The 15264-nt window shown below is 61.0% G+C and carries 12 protein-coding genes; 4 read left to right on the top strand and 8 right to left on the bottom strand.

All coding sequences use genetic code 11. From position 1 onward, the window contains the following. Positions 1–103 precede the first annotated feature (103 nt). Positions 104–1660, bottom strand: coding sequence for a response regulator transcription factor (locus tag AC50YL_RS25755; RefSeq protein ID WP_494835737.1), 1557 nt, complete (start codon positions 1658–1660; stop codon positions 104–106). A 4-nt stretch (positions 1661–1664) separates the two neighbouring features. Further along, positions 1665–3383, bottom strand: a complete 1719-nt coding sequence (locus tag AC50YL_RS25750) for a cache domain-containing sensor histidine kinase (RefSeq protein ID WP_494835736.1) — start codon at positions 3381–3383, stop codon at positions 1665–1667. A 397-nt stretch (positions 3384–3780) separates the two neighbouring features. Between AC50YL_RS25750 and AC50YL_RS25745 the strand changes: the two genes are divergently transcribed. Both AC50YL_RS25745 and AC50YL_RS25740 read left to right on the top strand, forming a co-directional pair. Next, the gene (locus AC50YL_RS25745) at positions 3781–5211 is read left to right on the top strand and encodes a sulfatase family protein (protein ID WP_494835734.1); all 1431 of its coding nucleotides are present in this window, start codon (positions 3781–3783) and stop codon (positions 5209–5211) included. Between the two features lie 139 nt (positions 5212–5350). Next, positions 5351–5572, top strand: a complete 222-nt coding sequence (locus AC50YL_RS25740) for a YrzR-like zinc ribbon domain (protein ID WP_494835733.1) — start codon at positions 5351–5353, stop codon at positions 5570–5572. Between the two features lie 37 nt (positions 5573–5609). Here the strand turns inward: AC50YL_RS25740 and AC50YL_RS25735 are convergent, their stop codons facing one another. From AC50YL_RS25735 to AC50YL_RS25720, 4 genes are all read right to left on the bottom strand, one after another. Further along, complete coding sequence (locus AC50YL_RS25735; RefSeq protein WP_494835731.1) at positions 5610–6350, bottom strand: 5-oxoprolinase subunit PxpA; 741 nt, start codon at positions 6348–6350, stop codon at positions 5610–5612. Then, positions 6347–7828, bottom strand: coding sequence for an amidase (locus AC50YL_RS25730; protein ID WP_494835730.1), 1482 nt, complete (start codon positions 7826–7828; stop codon positions 6347–6349). Before AC50YL_RS25730 ends, AC50YL_RS25735 begins: the two co-directional genes overlap by 4 nt. Before the next feature lie 129 nt (positions 7829–7957). Next, entirely contained in the window at positions 7958–9241 is a 1284-nt protein-coding gene (locus AC50YL_RS25725) for a cytosine permease (RefSeq protein ID WP_494835728.1), read from the bottom strand. A gap of 96 nt (positions 9242–9337) precedes the next feature. Further along, on the bottom strand, positions 9338–9985 hold the full coding sequence (locus tag AC50YL_RS25720) for a GntR family transcriptional regulator (RefSeq protein ID WP_494835727.1): 648 nt from the start codon (positions 9983–9985) through the stop codon (positions 9338–9340). 540 nt (positions 9986–10525) lie between these two features. Between AC50YL_RS25720 and AC50YL_RS25715 the strand changes: the two genes are divergently transcribed. Together AC50YL_RS25715 and AC50YL_RS25710 are read left to right on the top strand one after the other, a co-directional pair. Beyond that, on the top strand, positions 10526–11896 hold the full coding sequence (locus AC50YL_RS25715) for a glycine--tRNA ligase (RefSeq protein ID WP_494836019.1): 1371 nt from the start codon (positions 10526–10528) through the stop codon (positions 11894–11896). Positions 11897–12136: 240 nt separating this feature from the next. After that, positions 12137–13051, top strand: coding sequence for an amidoligase family protein (locus AC50YL_RS25710; protein WP_494835725.1), 915 nt, complete (start codon positions 12137–12139; stop codon positions 13049–13051). Positions 13052–13168: 117 nt separating this feature from the next. Here AC50YL_RS25710 and pgsA read toward each other — a convergent pair whose 3' ends face one another. Continuing rightward, positions 13169–13753: a CDP-diacylglycerol--glycerol-3-phosphate 3-phosphatidyltransferase gene (gene pgsA, locus AC50YL_RS25705; RefSeq protein WP_494835724.1), complete on the bottom strand. Its 585-nt coding sequence runs from the start codon at positions 13751–13753 to the stop codon at positions 13169–13171. A 232-nt stretch (positions 13754–13985) separates the two neighbouring features. After that, positions 13986–15050, bottom strand: a complete 1065-nt coding sequence (locus tag AC50YL_RS25700; RefSeq protein WP_494835723.1) for a glycoside hydrolase family protein — start codon at positions 15048–15050, stop codon at positions 13986–13988. Positions 15051–15264: the final 214 nt, after the last annotated feature.

The raw sequence follows: 15264 nt of genomic DNA, 5'->3' as shown, positions 1-15264 counted from the left end.
CAACACCCTCTTTTCGTCTCCGGTTACGTTGCCTCTTCAGTGTAGCGCTTTCATGAGCCGTAAAGGATAGCTGCATTTTACCGTTTCTATGCTGGAATTGCCTTCAGTCCTCCGCCTGCCCATGCCCGCCCCGGCCCTGGGCGCGATAGGCGCTCGGCGACACGCCGACCTTCTTCTTGAACATGAAGCTGAAATGCGCGGTATCCTTGAAACCCACGGCGTACGCGACCTCGTACGTCTTGAGATCCTCGCGGAGCAGCTTGTTCTTGGCCGCCTCGATCCGGAAATCCCAGAGCATGTCGGTGAAATTCGTGCCGGTCTCCTTCTTGATCAAGCGGCTGAGATAGGAATAGTTGACGTTCAGCCGCTGGGCCACGGTCTGCAGCGTCAGCTCCTCCGAATACCGCTCCCGGATCAGCTGCCTGACGTCGGAGACGACCTTCAACGGCGAATCCGCCAGCTCGAGGCGCATGAATTCCTGGTAGGCGAGCAGCTGCTTCTCCAGTTCCTTCATGATATCCGTCAGCAGCACGGCGTGAATAAGCTTCTCGCGGATGTCGACCGACATGCCGTGCGACGGCTTCAGGCCGACATCCGCCAACGCCGCCTCCGCCTTCTCGATCAGGCCGAGCGCGAAATGCTGCATGTCCTTCTTGCTCGCGCCGACGGAAAGCATGCTCCGGTAGGCGTCCTTGAGCAGCGCTCGGATCTCCTCGGCATCGCCGCCTCGCAGCGCGTCCGCGATCAGGGCGAGCGACGAGCCGGTCTCTTTCTCCTTCTCCGACAGGAACGATTCCATCGCATCGAAGGCGATGACGGAGTTTTTGCCGAGCAGCATGCGGTACTCCATGCATTTCTTCACCTGCCGCAGCGCCTCCGGCAGCCGGCAGAAGGACGGGAACGCCTGGCTGATGCCCGCGGATAACGAGAGGCCGCGCGTCGTGCCGCTGCCTTCGGCGGTTGCCTTGGCGAACGCCATCAGCCGCTCGCGTCCGCCGGCGAGTCCGTCCGTCGGCACGAACAAATAGATGCCGCTGGCGGAAGACGACGTCCAACCGCGGAGTCCGGCTTCGCCCGCCGCCCGCTCGAGCTGTCCCCGCAGATGCGCCGCGGCGAACGGAAAATGCTCGCCGTCCGCGTCCCGGGGCACGTCCAGCTCGGCGTACAGCAGCAGGAATGCGCCGTCCGGCAGTCCGTTCTCCGCGAGCCGGTGGCGCTTGTAATCGTCCCCGTAATGCTCGCTCGCGAGCAATTCGAAGAACCGGTCATGCTCCTGCCAGCCGGCGAGCAGCGGTTCATGGGAGCGCAGCGATTCCACCGTGCGGATGAGCTCTTCCGGCAGGAACGGCTTGGTCAGGAAATCCGCCACGCCGAGCTTGACCGCCCTGCGCGCGTAGTCGAATTCGTGATAGGCGGTCAGGAACACGATCGGAATGTCCGGGTGACGCTGCCGCAGCTCCTCCGCGAACGTGATGCCGTCCATGACCGGCATGCGGATATCCGTAACGATAACATCCGGCAGCGGCCCCGCGAGCTGGTCCAGCGCTTCTTGCCCGTTCGCCGCCGTCCAGCCGACCTCGCAGCCGATCGCCGCCCAGCCCAGCAGCGCCGCCAGAAATTCCACGATTTCGCGCTCGTCGTCCACGATCATGATGCGCATGCTGTCAGTCCCCCTCGTTTTCCTGCAAGATCTGAATCGGCATGACGACCCGTGCGATCGTCGCGTTGTCCTGGCGAATCAAGCTTACGCCGTAGGTGTTGCCGTAATGCAGCCGCAGCCTGGCGTTCGCGTTCTCGAGCCCCGAGCCGAGCCCCTTGGCGCCGCGCATGGCGGAATTGACCGGCGGTCGGCCGCCCAAATCCCCGTTCTGCGCGCTGTTCGCGATCTCGATCACGAGCTCGTACTGCTCTTCCTTGACCGCGATCGCGATCATGCCGCCCTCCGGCAGCCGGTCGATCCCGTGCACGACCGCGTTCTCCACCAGCGGTTGCAGCAGCAGCTTCGGAATGGCGATTTTGCGGTACATGTCGGGCAGGTCGATCGCGTAGGACAACCGGTCGCCGTAGCGGTACCGGTGAATCTCCAAGTATTTGCGGACGAAATCCATCTCCGTGTCGAGCTCGACGAACGCGTTGCCGGACGTGATCGAGAAGCGGAAGATGCCGGACAAATGCCGGATCATCTGCGGAATATGCTTCGCTTTCTCCGGCGAATGGGACATGATGCTGATATACTCCATCGTGTTGTAGAGGAAGTGCGGATTGATATACATCCGAATCGCTTTGAGCTCCGCTTCGCGAAGCAGCAGCTCGTTCTTGTAATTCGTCTCGATGAGGTGGCTCGTCCGCTCGACGAGGCTGTTGAAGCCGTTGCAGAGCATCGCGATCTCGTCCTTCGTCGTGATGCCCGTGATGAGCTGGTATTCCTCCCGCTCCGCGGCGCGCATCAAGCGGGTCAGGCGCTGGATCGGGATCGTGATCCGCCGCAGCACCGCGTACGTGACGATCGTGATCGCCAGCCAGGCGGCGAGCGTGACGCCGACGGCGAACAGCGCCTGCTGCTTGATGAGCCCGCCGGTGCCGGGGCTTGCGATCAGCACGTATTGAAACTCCGAATAACGGGATTTCTGGCGGATGACGATGCCCTTGACCGGCTCCCGGATGTCGAGCAGTTGGCCGATCTTGCCCGTGTCCGACGCGCTCATGATCAAATTGTCGGCATTGGTGATGAAGAACGTCTCCGGCGCGAACGATGCGAACATCGATTGCAGCGACGCGGCGTCGAGCGTGACGACGAGCCGGCCCGTCTCGGAATCCGGGGACGGCCGCTCGCCTTCGGCGAAGATTTTGACCACGCAGGCGATCCGCCGGTCGTCGTTGAAGAATGCCCACTCGGGCATCCGGTCGAATTCGAAGGGCATTTCCCAATAGGCGTCGGGATAAAGCAAGCGCTTACGAGGATCGGTGCCATAAAGTTGGCCGGATTTGTCGAGCACGTAGATGCCGCTGACGAAACCGCCGATCTTCAGCTTGGCGGTCGCGAGCTCGGACTGGAGCATCTCCGAGACGGAGGCGTACAGGCTGTCGTCCTGCCGTCCCTTGTTCGCGGCGCGGAGGAGCGATTGAAGGAACAGGTTCTCGCTCACGGGCGTCATCTGGCTCTTGACGGCATAGAGCATCTCGTCGAATTTGTCCGCGGTGCCGGACAGCTTCTGCTGCGCCTCTTCGGCGGCTTTCTTCTCGATCACGAGACTGGAGCGGATATAGAAGGTCGCGCTGACTATGATGAGCGGGACGAGCGTGAGCAGCGAATAGATGATGAGCATCTTGTAGAACAACCGGGAGCGGATGGGATCCAGCAAATGCGCGGTCAGCCATGTCATAGGGGAGGTCTCCTATTCGGTTAGTAGGCAGCTAGAAGGAGAAAAGAAAGGATACGTGATTCCATTATGCTATAAAGCGGGGGATATTCAAGCGAAAAATGCGGAATGCGGCCGGCCGGCTTGCTGGGGAAGAGGATGCCCGTGCATCATGCGAGCCGGTCGGGGACGCCGATGTCCCGGTCCGAGGGAATCGTATATACTTCTCCATGCTTTATGTCCGAGAATCCCACTTCATTCCGTTGATTTTCTGTGGTTGCACTAAGGATCATGTCCCTTATCCGCACCCTTTGTTCCATAATCCGTCTGTCGCGGCGGGCCGGTCGGAAGTAAACTATACGCACGGAGGCAGACGTATGGCCGCCGATCGCACATTCGCACCTTCAAGGAGGTCCTGATCATGGAACGCAGCAAGCATCGTACCGGCCCGAACCTGATCTACGTCTTCGCCGACCAGCTGCGCTTGTCCGCCTGCGGCTATGCCGGCGACGGCCGGGCGCATACCCCGAACATCGACCGGCTGGCCGGAGAAAGCACGCGCTTCGATAACGCCATATCCGGTCACCCGGTATGCGCGCCTTACCGGGCGTCGCTGTTTACCGGCAAATACACGACCAGCACGGGCATGGTCATCAACGAGATCAGCATGAATCCGAATCACCGCTGCTTCGGGCATGTCCTGCACGAGAACGGCTACGACACGGCCTACATCGGCAAATGGCATCTCTGGGCCAACGAGCTCGGCAACCATTACGAGCCCCGCAACTCCTATGTTCCCCCGGGCGCGCACCGCCTGGGCTTCGACGGCTTCTGGGCGTCCTATAATTTTCATCACGCATATTACGGCATGTACTACCACACCGACAGTCCTGCGAAAATCCCGATGGACGGCTACGAGCCGGACGGCCAGACGGACATGGCCATCGAACGGATGACGCGCATGGCGGGCGGCGATCAACCGTTCGCGCTGTTCCTGTCCTACGGCACGCCGCACGACCCGTGGGAGCCGGAGAACGTGCCCGCGGCGTATTTGGATATGTTCAAGGACGCCGCGTTCGCGCTGCCTCCGAACTATAGCGACGCGAACGACCCGCACGCGGATAATTGGGCCAAGCTGTCGCCGGAGGAACGCGCGCGCATCCCGGATTGGCTCCGGGTTTATTACGCGATGACGGCGAATCTGGATTGGAACGTGGGGCGGCTGCTCAGGGCCGTGGACGAGCTGGGGCTTCGGGACGACACGCTGTTCGTCTTCACCTCCGATCACGGGGAGCTGTTCGGCGCCCACGGCCGAAAAGGGAAAAACATCTTCTACGAGGAAGCCATACGGGTGCCGTTCCTTGTTCGCCAACCGGCGCGCATCCCGCAGGGAGCGGCGACCGACGTCTGCCTGAACACCTGCGATATCATGCCTACCGTGCTCTCCCTGCTCGATCTTCCCGTTCCGGCGGAGGCCGAGGGCATGGATCTCAGCCCGTTTGCGCTCGGCGAGGACGGCGAGGAGCCGGAGGCGGCGTTCCTGCAGGGCACCGGCGCCACCGCGGATTGGGCCGACGGCCACGAGTGGCGGGCCCTGCGGGACAAACGGTACACCTACGCGATCTACCGGGACGACCGGCAGGAACTGCTGTTCGACCACGTGGCGGATCCGCATCAGCTGCGCAATCTGGCCGGCGATCCGCGTTACGGCGCCGAGCTGGACCGGTTCCGCGCGCTGCTGGCGCGCCGGATGAGCCGGATCGGGGATACGTTCGAGCGCTGCACCTGGTATCGGGACCATTGGACGGAAGACCGGCGCATCGTCAGAACCGCCACGCTCTCCGCCCGATAAAGAAGCGCTCCGATCCGCGCGGGTCATTTCGGAATCGGAAGTTAGCAATCTATGACGATTCGCGCGTTTATACGAGACGGAATCCGGCAACTATAGTAATACTGCCTATTCTAGTTTCGTATAAAAGGAGCGCTTGCCCTTGAAATGCATCAATTGCAGCTCGATCGATATCGGAAAGATCGGCCCGCGGCAATATTTCTGTTGGAACTGCTGCATCGAGATGAGCTTTGCCGGCGACAAGCTCGACGTTTACCAGGTCGAAGCGGATGGATCGGTTAGTTCATTAAACGATTTGTTCGTCGAAGAGGAGCCGCTTCAGCCGCAAGAAACGGAGAAAGAGATCTATTCCGACAGACGCTAGCGTTTGTCGGACAGATCTCTTTTTTGCATGCTCTCGACTAGTAGGCTTCTGACCCCGCGGGGTCCTCGACGCAAGTCCGATGCAGCCGATCGCGAATCGCCTTCATGATCGCCGGCGCGCCGGGGGTGTCGCTATGGACGCAGATCGTGCCGATATCGGCATAGTCCGAATCCGCCAGCATCGACGCTGCCCGCGACGCGATATCGGACGGCGAACCGATTTCCTCGGGCGTCCAACCGAACATTTTCACCTGTCCCGAGACATAGGGGCGGTCGGCGAAATATTCGGGCACGACCGGAATGCCGATCCGCGATGCGCGTACGGCCGTCTGGCTCCCCGGCAGCGCGTAGACGCGGAGAGCGGGATCGAACGCGTGGACGGCTTCGGCGAACGCATCGGCAAGCGCCGAATCCTCGGAGGCCATCATGTAGAGGGCGCCGTGCAGCTTCACATGCGCCATCGCCGTTCCTTCCGCGCGCAGAAACGCTTCGAGCGCGCCGAGCTGATAGAGCGACATCTCGTAGACTTCGCGCGGCGACGTCTGCATATATCTGCGGCCAAAGCCGAGCCGATCGGGCAATCCGATGTGCGCGCCGACGCGAACGCCGTGCGTTTTGGCAAGCGCCACCGTTTCCCGCATCACCCCGGGATCGCCGCCGTGAAAGCCGCAAGCGACATTCGCGGACGTGATTAAGGGCATCATTTCACGGTCGGCCCCGTACCGGTAGATGCCGAAGCTCTCCCCCATATCGCAATTCAGATCCGGCGCGCTTCTCACAACGCCGGCTCTTTTCTCGGCGATGCCTGGCGCTCGTAATCATGCGCGAACCGCAATAGATCCGCTTCCGCGAACGGCTTGCCGACCAGTTCGAACCCAACTGGAAGGTGCCCGGCGAAGCCCGCCGGAACGGACATGGCCGGAAGCCCGGATTGCGATGCGATGACCGTATTCGTCGGAAACGCCAGACTCGTCCACTTCCCGGCTTGCAGCGCCTCGCGCGTCGGAGGCAGGACTTGAACGGTCGGATAGAGCAAGAAATCGACGTCGTTGTCCATCATCAGGTAGAGCAGCGCGCGACGGAATTCCTCTTGGCGCACCCGCATGCGGTAGTAGCCCTCCTCGTTCTCCGGCTCCGAGGGACCTTCGTGAATGTCATGAAACAGGTCGTTCATCGGGTGGAACAGCCGCGCCTCGTAGATTGCTTCGAAGTTCTTGACCGGTGCAGCCGGACGCTTCGCCAAGAAGGCATTGATATCCTTCTTCGACTGCATGGCATAGAGCGAGGTATCCGCGATCCACCGATCCAGATCAGGAAGATTCAGTTCTTCTACGACGGTAACGCCCTGCTCCTTCAGCCAAGCGACGGTCGCGCGAACCTTATCGTTCACCGGAGCGCTGTCGGGATCGCCGTCCGGGCCGAACGCATTCGCAACGACGCCGACGCGATATTGCTGCATGCGGGCTCCGTCCAGCGCGGCTTCGTACCGACCGGCGTCCGAGGCGAGACCCGCCGCGGACGTGAACGCGTCGCCGCGGTCGAAGCCGACCAGGACGTCCATCAGCTTCGCGGCGTCTTGGACCGTACGCGTGATCGGGCCGGCCGTATCCTGGAAATGAACAAGCGGGGAAAATCCGTTCCGGCTGATCAGCCCGGTCGTGACCCGAAGGCCGAATACGTTATTGAAGGACGAGGGCAGCCGGATCGAGCCTCCCGTATCCTCGCCGATCCCGATCAACCCGAAGTTCGCGGCGATGCCCGCGCCCGTGCCCGCGCTGGATCCCCCGGATTCGCGCTCGAGGTCGTAAGGGTTCTTCGTATGATCGGTCATGGACGAGAACGAAAACCAGCCTGCCGCGAAATCGCACATGCTGGTCTTTGCGATCACGATCGCGCCGGCCTCGCGCAATCGCTTGATCAGCGTCGCGTCCTGATCCGGCACGTATTCCGCGAACGCCCGGGACCCGAACGTGGTACGTATGCCTGCCGTTTCGGCCTGGTCTTTCACGAGCACGGGCACGCCGTGCAGCGGACCTTTCAGCGTTCCGGTCCGTTCGAAATACGCGTCCAGCTCCCTGGCTTCTTCCATCGCGAACGGGCTTACCGTCACGACCGCCTGAAGGCTCGGACCTTGATTGTTCAATGCTTCGATGCGCTCCAAATACCAGCCTGCCAGCGCCGCGCCTGAGACCGTTTTGGTTCTTAATGCTTCATGGAACGAGCTTACCGTGGCTTCTTTGAACGAAAACGCGCTCATGCGATCAACTCCCGTTTCTATGTTAGTCCGCTTCTATGTCAGTCCGCGAACGGTGTGGTACAATGTCGGTACTGAATCTCCGCGGCAAGAGAGGCTCGTTGGCAGACGAACCTCTCGCCGGCGGATCCGTTATCGTTTCGCCGCTGCCGTATGGGAAGCGACGACGGACGGCTTTCTGGCGATCAGCCAATAAGCGATGCCGGAAACGAATATCCCGCATAGCGCGGTGGACATGTCTGGGAACTGATAATCGGCAATTAACGCGGCGGCGGATCCGATCCCCCAAGCAAGGAATGGCTGAAACCGAATGTCGGCGTCGATGGCAGTCGACGACCTGCGCGTAACGAATTGATCCATGATGATAATGGTGCCGATCGGCGGTACGATCACGCCGAGGAGATTCAGCCAATTCACGAAATAATTCCAAATGCCAAGCGCGGCAAGCACGATTCCGACGACCCCGAGAATGATCGTCATCGTGCGCATCTTGGTCCCCGTAATATGCGACCATCCGACGGCGCCGTTATACAAGCAGTGCGAGCATACGGAGCCGAGATTGACGAAGAGGAACAAGACCGCGATCCAAGTTAACGCGCCGCCCTTGTCGACGATAACGCCGAACACGTCGCCCGAACCGGTGAGCGTGGCCGCCGCAATGACGCCGCCGATGATCATGGCGATCAAGTTGGCGACGGGAAACGCGGAAAAGGTCGCGATCAACGCGTGCTTGCGGTTTTTGGACCACCGGGTGAAATCGGACGTCATCGTGCCCGAATCGGCGAACAAGGCAAAAACAAGCGTCACCGCGACCCAAAAGGCTAACGGCGAATCCGCGTTGCCGGCATAGCTGACGATTGCGCGGCCATCTCCGACGGCTTCCCCGGCCGAGTAAAGGCCTAGAATAAGGAACAGCGGCGCCGAGATCAACCCGATAACGGACAATGCCTTGATTCCGAGCAGCGTGAGCAGCACGTACAGGACGCCGGCTACGATGACGATGAACACTTCATTGACATGGAAAGCGCCGCTCATGCTGACGCCGGTCAAGCCGGTCTGCACGGCGAACCAACCGATGACGAGCGTGGATAACAGCGCGGATGCCGCCATGTACCCCTTTCGGCCGAACGTTCGCGAAGCTTGCAAGGAGAAATTATTGCCGTCCTTCGCGCCGAGCACGCTTAACAATCCGACATACGCGAACAACAGCGCATTGCCGAGAACCATCGCCAGGATGCCGCGTACGAAGCCTAATCCGTGGACGAGCGTCGCCCCGGTCACGGCGCCCGTGATGATCATCGGGAAGCCTACCCAGATGGACGTGACGGAGAGCAGCGATTTTCGTTTATCCTGCGGAACGGGCGAATGCTCGTACTCGTTCCCGAACAGCTCTTGATCTGCGGTTGATTGACTCATCGAATACACCTCCGTTTTTAACGATTTCCTGCTTCCATACAATGCAACCCTTCAGTCTTCATCCTTATACCGATCACCTCCCCACGTTAAAATTCATCATTTACGGGTCAGCGCAATGGAAACGACATCGCGGGTGTAGTTCAAATGGTCGGCGATTTTCTCCAGCAGCAGCGGGAGATCGCGACGTTTGATAAGCGCCAGTATTTCCAGATGCTGCAGATGCGCTTCCCGGAAATCCTCCACGGTCGACGAATAGATCGTCATGTAAGGCTCCACCTTATCCCACACGTTCTTGATCAGCTCGAGAATATGGGAGGAATTCGAACATTGGTAAAAGCGCAGGTGGAAGAGCTTGTTCAGCTTTCGCCATTCGTTCACGTCGATGATCGGGTTCGCCATGGTCTCCAAGATGTCTTCCAGCACGCCGATGTCGTCGTCCGCGACCCGCTCGAGCGACCACTCCGCGGCGAGCAGCTCCAACCGGAGGCGAATCGTGAACACTTGCTTGACTTCCTCCACCGAAAGCTCGTTGACGGTGACGCTGCGCCGTTCGAATGTTATGAAACCTTCCGCCTGCAGCTTGCGCAGCGCCTCCCGTACGGGCATGGTGCTGACGCCGAACGACTCTGCCAGGCTTCGGATCGAGATCTTCTTTCCGGGAGGAATCGCCCCCATCGTGATGCGCTGCTTCAGGCGGTCGTAGACCTCGTAGTTCACCGTCGAGACTTCTATCGTGTCGCTCAATATGTTCACCCCTGCTATTTGTGATATGTGATCACACTTTAGTGTTAGAGCCATTATGGCAAGGAAAGAACGATACGTCAAGATCAAGATGTTAGAATACCTGACATTGATAAAGCGTTTTGAACGGGGAGCCGGATCCGCTCAGTCTTGCGGCCGGCCGGAAGAACCGGCGGCGGACGGTTCCCGGTTGATTTTTCTCCGGCTTCGCGATAAAATAGCCAAAACATGGAATGCTTGCTATGAAGGACCATATTACCTGAGAACTCTTCTACGCAGCGAGCCGGGGATGGTGAAAGCCCGGCAGAAGCGCCCGGGGAAACGGCAGTCCGGAGCAAGGCATGGGAAGCAACAGCCAAAAGAGGGCGCGGCCGATCGGCGGCGTCAACTGGGGTGGAACCGCGGGTGCGCAAGCTCCCGTCCCCGGATATCGCCATCGCGATGTCCGGAGACGGGAGCTTTTTTCGATGGCGGCGACAGGAACAATACAGCCGACGGCAGCGGCAAAAGGAGCGTTTACCGATGAGCAACGAATCGAAGCCGATGGAGCGGATCGTCTCGCTGGCGAAGCAGCGCGGATTCATATTCCCGGGGTCCGAGATCTACGGCGGCTTGGCGAACACATGGGATTACGGCCCGCTCGGGGTAGAGCTGAAGAACAACGTCAAGCGCGCGTGGTGGAAGAAATTCATCCAGCAATCGCCGCACAACGTCGGCCTCGACGCCGCGATCCTGATGAACCCGCAGGCCTGGGTCGCCTCCGGCCACGTCGGCAATTTCAACGACCCCATGATCGACTGCAAAGCCTGCAAGAGCCGCCACCGCGCGGACAAAATCATCGAAAACGCCTTGGAAGCAAAAGGCCTCGAAGTCATCGTCGACGGCATGACGTTCGACGAGATGAAGGCGCTGATCGCGGAGCATGCCATCGCGTGCCCGGACTGCGGCAGCCGGGATTTCACCGACATCCGGCAGTTCAATCTGATGTTCAAGACGTTCCAGGGCGTGACCGAATCGAGCGCGAACCAGATCTACCTGCGTCCGGAAACGGCCCAAGGCATCTTCGTCAATTTCAAAAACGTGCAGCGCGCCATGCGCAAGAAGCTGCCCTTCGGCATCGGCCAAATCGGCAAAAGCTTCCGCAACGAAATCACGCCCGGCAACTTTACGTTCCGGACGCGCGAGTTCGAGCAGATGGAGCTGGAGTTCTTCTGCAAACCCGGCGAGGACTTGGAGTGGTTCCGGTACTGGCGCGGCTTCTGCCGGGATTGGCTGCTCGGGCTCGGCTTGAAGGAAACCAGCATCCGGCTGCGCGACCATGCCGACGACGAGCTGTCGCACTACAGCAGCGCGACGACCGATATCGAGTACCGCTTCCCGTTCGGCTGGGGCGAGCTTTGGGGCATTGCGGATCGGACGGATTACGACCTGAAGCAGCATATGGCGCATGCGGGCGAGGATTTCCACGTCCTCGATCCCGAGACGAACGAACGGTACGTCCCGTACTGCATCGAGCCTTCGCTCGGCGCCGACCGCGTGACGCTCGCGTTCCTCGTCGACGCTTACGAGGAGCAGCAGCTGGAAGCGGACGACAGCCGCGTCGTGCTGCGGCTGCATCCGGCGCTCGCGCCGGTCAAGGCGGCGGTCTTCCCGTTGTCCAAGAAGCTGGCCGAAGGCGCGCAGCGCGTCTACGCCGACCTCGCGGCCGACTTCATGGTCGACTACGACGAAGCCGGCTCCATCGGCAAGCGGTACCGCCGCCACGACGAGATCGGCACGCCCCTGTGCATCACGTACGACTTCGACTCCGAGGCCGACGGCTGCGTCACCGTCCGGGATCGCGACACGATGGCGCAGGTGAGGCTGCCGATCGCGGAGCTTCGCGGGTATATAGAGGCGCGGGTCGCGTTCTAGCCTGTTTGGAGCGACCGCGTCACTCCACCGTGATCGTCTCGTATACCGATGCGCCGCAGGAATTATTCGAGGGCGCCGCGAATGTACTAGATAAAGCAAATCCCTTGCGAACAGGAGGAACGACGATGGCCAGATTGAAAATCCCCCGTTAAGCCCGAGCCTGCCGCTGTGCCCGAGGTCCCCCTCTCTCTCCCGGCCGACACGACGCCGCGAATTCAAAAATGAGAGGGTGATACGCCTATGTGGCCGAAACACGTGAACTGGAACGACCTGCGCTTCGGCGTGGAAATCGAATTTATCGGCGGCAAGCCAGCCGAAGTGGAACTGCCGCCCGAATGGGTCATGTCGCTGGACGAACTGCAGGTGGACGAGAACGGGGACGACTCCGGCAGCGAGCTGAAGACGCCTCCGATGCTATGGGCGGACCGGGAGCAAATCCGCGTCATGCTGGATCGCCTGCTTTCGAACGGCTCGCGGATGAACTGGAGCTGCGGGCTGCATGTGCATATCGGCATCGAGCCGTGGGGCGAGGCGATGGTGCTGCCGCTCGTCGACGCCGCGCTCGCGTACCAAGAGGCGCTTCGCTCCTTGCTGACGATGAGCGATCACCGGCTGATCTTCTGCCCTTCGGTTACGGCGGGGATGAGGGACGACTACCTGCGCGATCCGCGCCAGGAGGCGCTGCACCGCCCGGGCCGGCCCCAGTCGCATCGCTGCGGCATCAATGCCTCGGCATGGTACGATATCGGCACCGTCGAGATCCGCTATGCCAACGGCAGCCTCGACTACGATGAGATCCTGCATGCCGTCGAGCTGTGCCTGCGATTCGTGGCTGCAGTCGGCGAGGGACGCATGCTGCCGGACACGCCGGCCGAATTGGCCGACGCACTGGGCGCGCCGCGGACCGGATACCCGCCGCCGCGTCCGATTCCGCGCTGGTACCGCGAGCGGACGTGGCTGGACGACGCCCTGATCCCGGCGGTATCGGATCTCGCCGAACAGCTTGTTCCCGGCGGCGAGATCCTCCATATCCTCCCCGTCCAGGATGGCCTGCTCCTCGGCATCGAGGCGGGCGGCGGCAATCTGCGCCGATACGTATGCGCGCCGCCGGCGGCGGGCTGGCGGGTCGTACGCCAAGCCGATGCCCCGCGTTGATCGCGAATGGCCCCCTTCTGCCGACCGGCAGAAGGGGGTTTCCATTTGCAGCAGATTAGACAACGGCCTATGCCTAGCGAAGTGTTCGGTTTCGTCTCCGCTTTGGTTGCTGACCCGTCAGAAAAGCTCCAGCCGCCGGTAATTCGTCCGAATATAGTGGATGCCCGAGTACACGGTCAGCGCAAGCGCCATATACAGCAGCACCTGATCGACGGGGATGGCGGTGAAGAAGCTGAACGGGCGGTTTCGCAGCAGGACGGCCGTGATCGCCGCAACTTGGAATACCATTTTGATTTTGCCGGTACCGTCGGCTTGCAGCGCGATGCGGCGGGAGGCGGCGACGATGCGAAGGCCGGTGATGACGATTTCCCGGGCAACGATGGCGAACGCCACCCACGCGTACGTCAAATGCTGGCTGACCATCAGGATGAGCGCGGCGGTGATAAGCAGCTTGTCCGCGAGCGGGTCCAACAGTTTGCCGAGATTGGTGACGAGGTTGTATTTGCGCGCGATGTATCCGTCCAGCTTGTCGGTGGCGGAAGCGAGCAGGAACACCGCCGCCGCGTAATAGATGCCGTACGCGTCCAAATGCCGGATAATGCCGAACTTCTCGGCCAGCCATTCCGGATAGATCGGGAAAAGCAGGATGAATACGGGAATCAGCATTATTCTTGCCATCGTGATCTTGTTCGCCAGATTCATGGGATCGCCCCTTTCGCTTGCCTTGCGCTGCCATTATCTTACTATCCCCGCCCGCAAAAGTCATGTCCGTCCCGGTCCGCACAAGGTTCAACCGCTGACGTGCGTCCGAGGCGAGTGCCGCGATGGCACCGTTCGCCGGTAGGCACGCACGGTGCGGACATGAAAAACCGCCAAGCCTCCAGGGTGGAAGCTTGGCGGTTCTTTAGGAAGGATTGCGCTCCTATTGTACGTTCTATTCCGCGTCCGCGCCAGGAATGACTCCCGCAGCCCAAGGCCGGCTCGCCGCCACCGCGATGCAGCGGAATTCGCGGTTGCCGCCGCCGTAGTCGATGACGGCCGGGTCCTCCTCCCGCGCCGGACGGCAGGCGCAATAGAAGTGATACAGCGTGCCGTTCCAGCTGATCACGGACGACTTGTGCGCGTGCGTCTCGTCCAGCTCGCCCGGTCCGCCGGCCGGCAGCCACGGCTCGGGCAGGCATTCCCAGCGCAGCAGGTCCTCCGATACCGCAAGCGCGCCTTGGGCATGCCTGCCGTCGAAGCCGAAGCCGAAATCGTACCAGCGTCCCGCATGGAATTTGATGCACGGATCGCTGAAATACTGCCGGTAGAAGCTGTTTTCCAGCGCAGCCAGGACCGGGTTCTCCGGACAGCGCGTCCAGTGGACGAGATCGTCCGACCAAGCCGCTCCCGTCTGCTCGGCCCACGGCCATTCGTCCTTGTCTTTGGCGTTGTAGAACATCCAGTACTTCTCGGCGTGACGGATGACGCAGCATTTGTACAAACCGCCCCGCTCCCACTCCGCCCCGCCTTCGTACGTGAAGATCGGCCGGTCAAGCCGCGTCCAGCGCAGCAGCGACTCGTCCTCGCAGTACGCCAGTCCCATCACGGCGCCGCCCGCTTCATAACCGACTTCCGGATACGCATGATAGACCATCCAATACTTCCCGTCCACCTTGCGCAGCGCGGGAACCGCGTGCAGTTCGTCGGATTCCAGCAGGATCCACGATCCCGCCGCTCCCACGCGATCCCAGCGCGACGGATCGTCCAGCCGCTCCAGCATCATGCCTTGATAAGTCCACTCCAGCAGATCCGGGCTCGTTGCCAGCGCGGTCTGATACCCGTCCCCGTCGAAGCCGACGTACATCATATGGAACGACCCGTCGTGCCGGAACACGAACGGGCAATCCACGGCCTTGGCGTCGAAACGTCCTTCGATGCCCGAACCCTGCAGGACGGGAAGGCCCCGCCGAAAGTCCGTTCTTGCCGCTTCGACAGCCGCGCGATCGATGATCGTCATTAGAATACGCTCCTTCTTATGAATTCGCTTACATAATGATTCGCAACTTCATTTCCACGCTGCTCCTCCGGATTCCTTCACGCAGCCGGAGCGCGAGACAGGGCGCTCATATCCGCTGAATGGCCCACAGCAGCCAAAACATGGCGCCCAGCATGAGTCCGCCGCTGCCGAAGATCGCGAACAGGATCAGTTTGTTTTTCATCGCCCCCAGCCT

Source organism: Paenibacillus sp. J22P277 (assembly GCF_059383675.1).
Note: the sequence above shows the minus strand (reverse complement) of the source record. Positions and strands in the feature narration are given on the sequence as shown.

Excerpts from the sequence above, each read along its gene's own strand:
- AC50YL_RS25755 (WP_494835737.1), bottom strand. The coding sequence starts at position 1,660 with ATGCGCATCATGATCGTGGACGACGAGCGCGAAATCGTGGAATTTCTG.
- AC50YL_RS25750 (WP_494835736.1), bottom strand. The coding sequence starts at position 3,383 with ATGACATGGCTGACCGCGCATTTGCTGGATCCCATCCGCTCCCGGTTG.
- AC50YL_RS25745 (WP_494835734.1), top strand. The coding sequence starts at position 3,781 with ATGGAACGCAGCAAGCATCGTACCGGCCCGAACCTGATCTACGTCTTC.
- AC50YL_RS25730 (WP_494835730.1), bottom strand. The coding sequence starts at position 7,828 with ATGAGCGCGTTTTCGTTCAAAGAAGCCACGGTAAGCTCGTTCCATGAA.
- AC50YL_RS25725 (WP_494835728.1), bottom strand. The coding sequence starts at position 9,241 with ATGAGTCAATCAACCGCAGATCAAGAGCTGTTCGGGAACGAGTACGAG.
- AC50YL_RS25715 (WP_494836019.1), top strand. The coding sequence starts at position 10,526 with ATGGAGCGGATCGTCTCGCTGGCGAAGCAGCGCGGATTCATATTCCCG.
- AC50YL_RS25710 (WP_494835725.1), top strand. The coding sequence starts at position 12,137 with ATGTGGCCGAAACACGTGAACTGGAACGACCTGCGCTTCGGCGTGGAA.
- pgsA (WP_494835724.1), bottom strand. The coding sequence starts at position 13,753 with ATGAATCTGGCGAACAAGATCACGATGGCAAGAATAATGCTGATTCCC.
- AC50YL_RS25700 (WP_494835723.1), bottom strand. The coding sequence starts at position 15,050 with ATGACGATCATCGATCGCGCGGCTGTCGAAGCGGCAAGAACGGACTTT.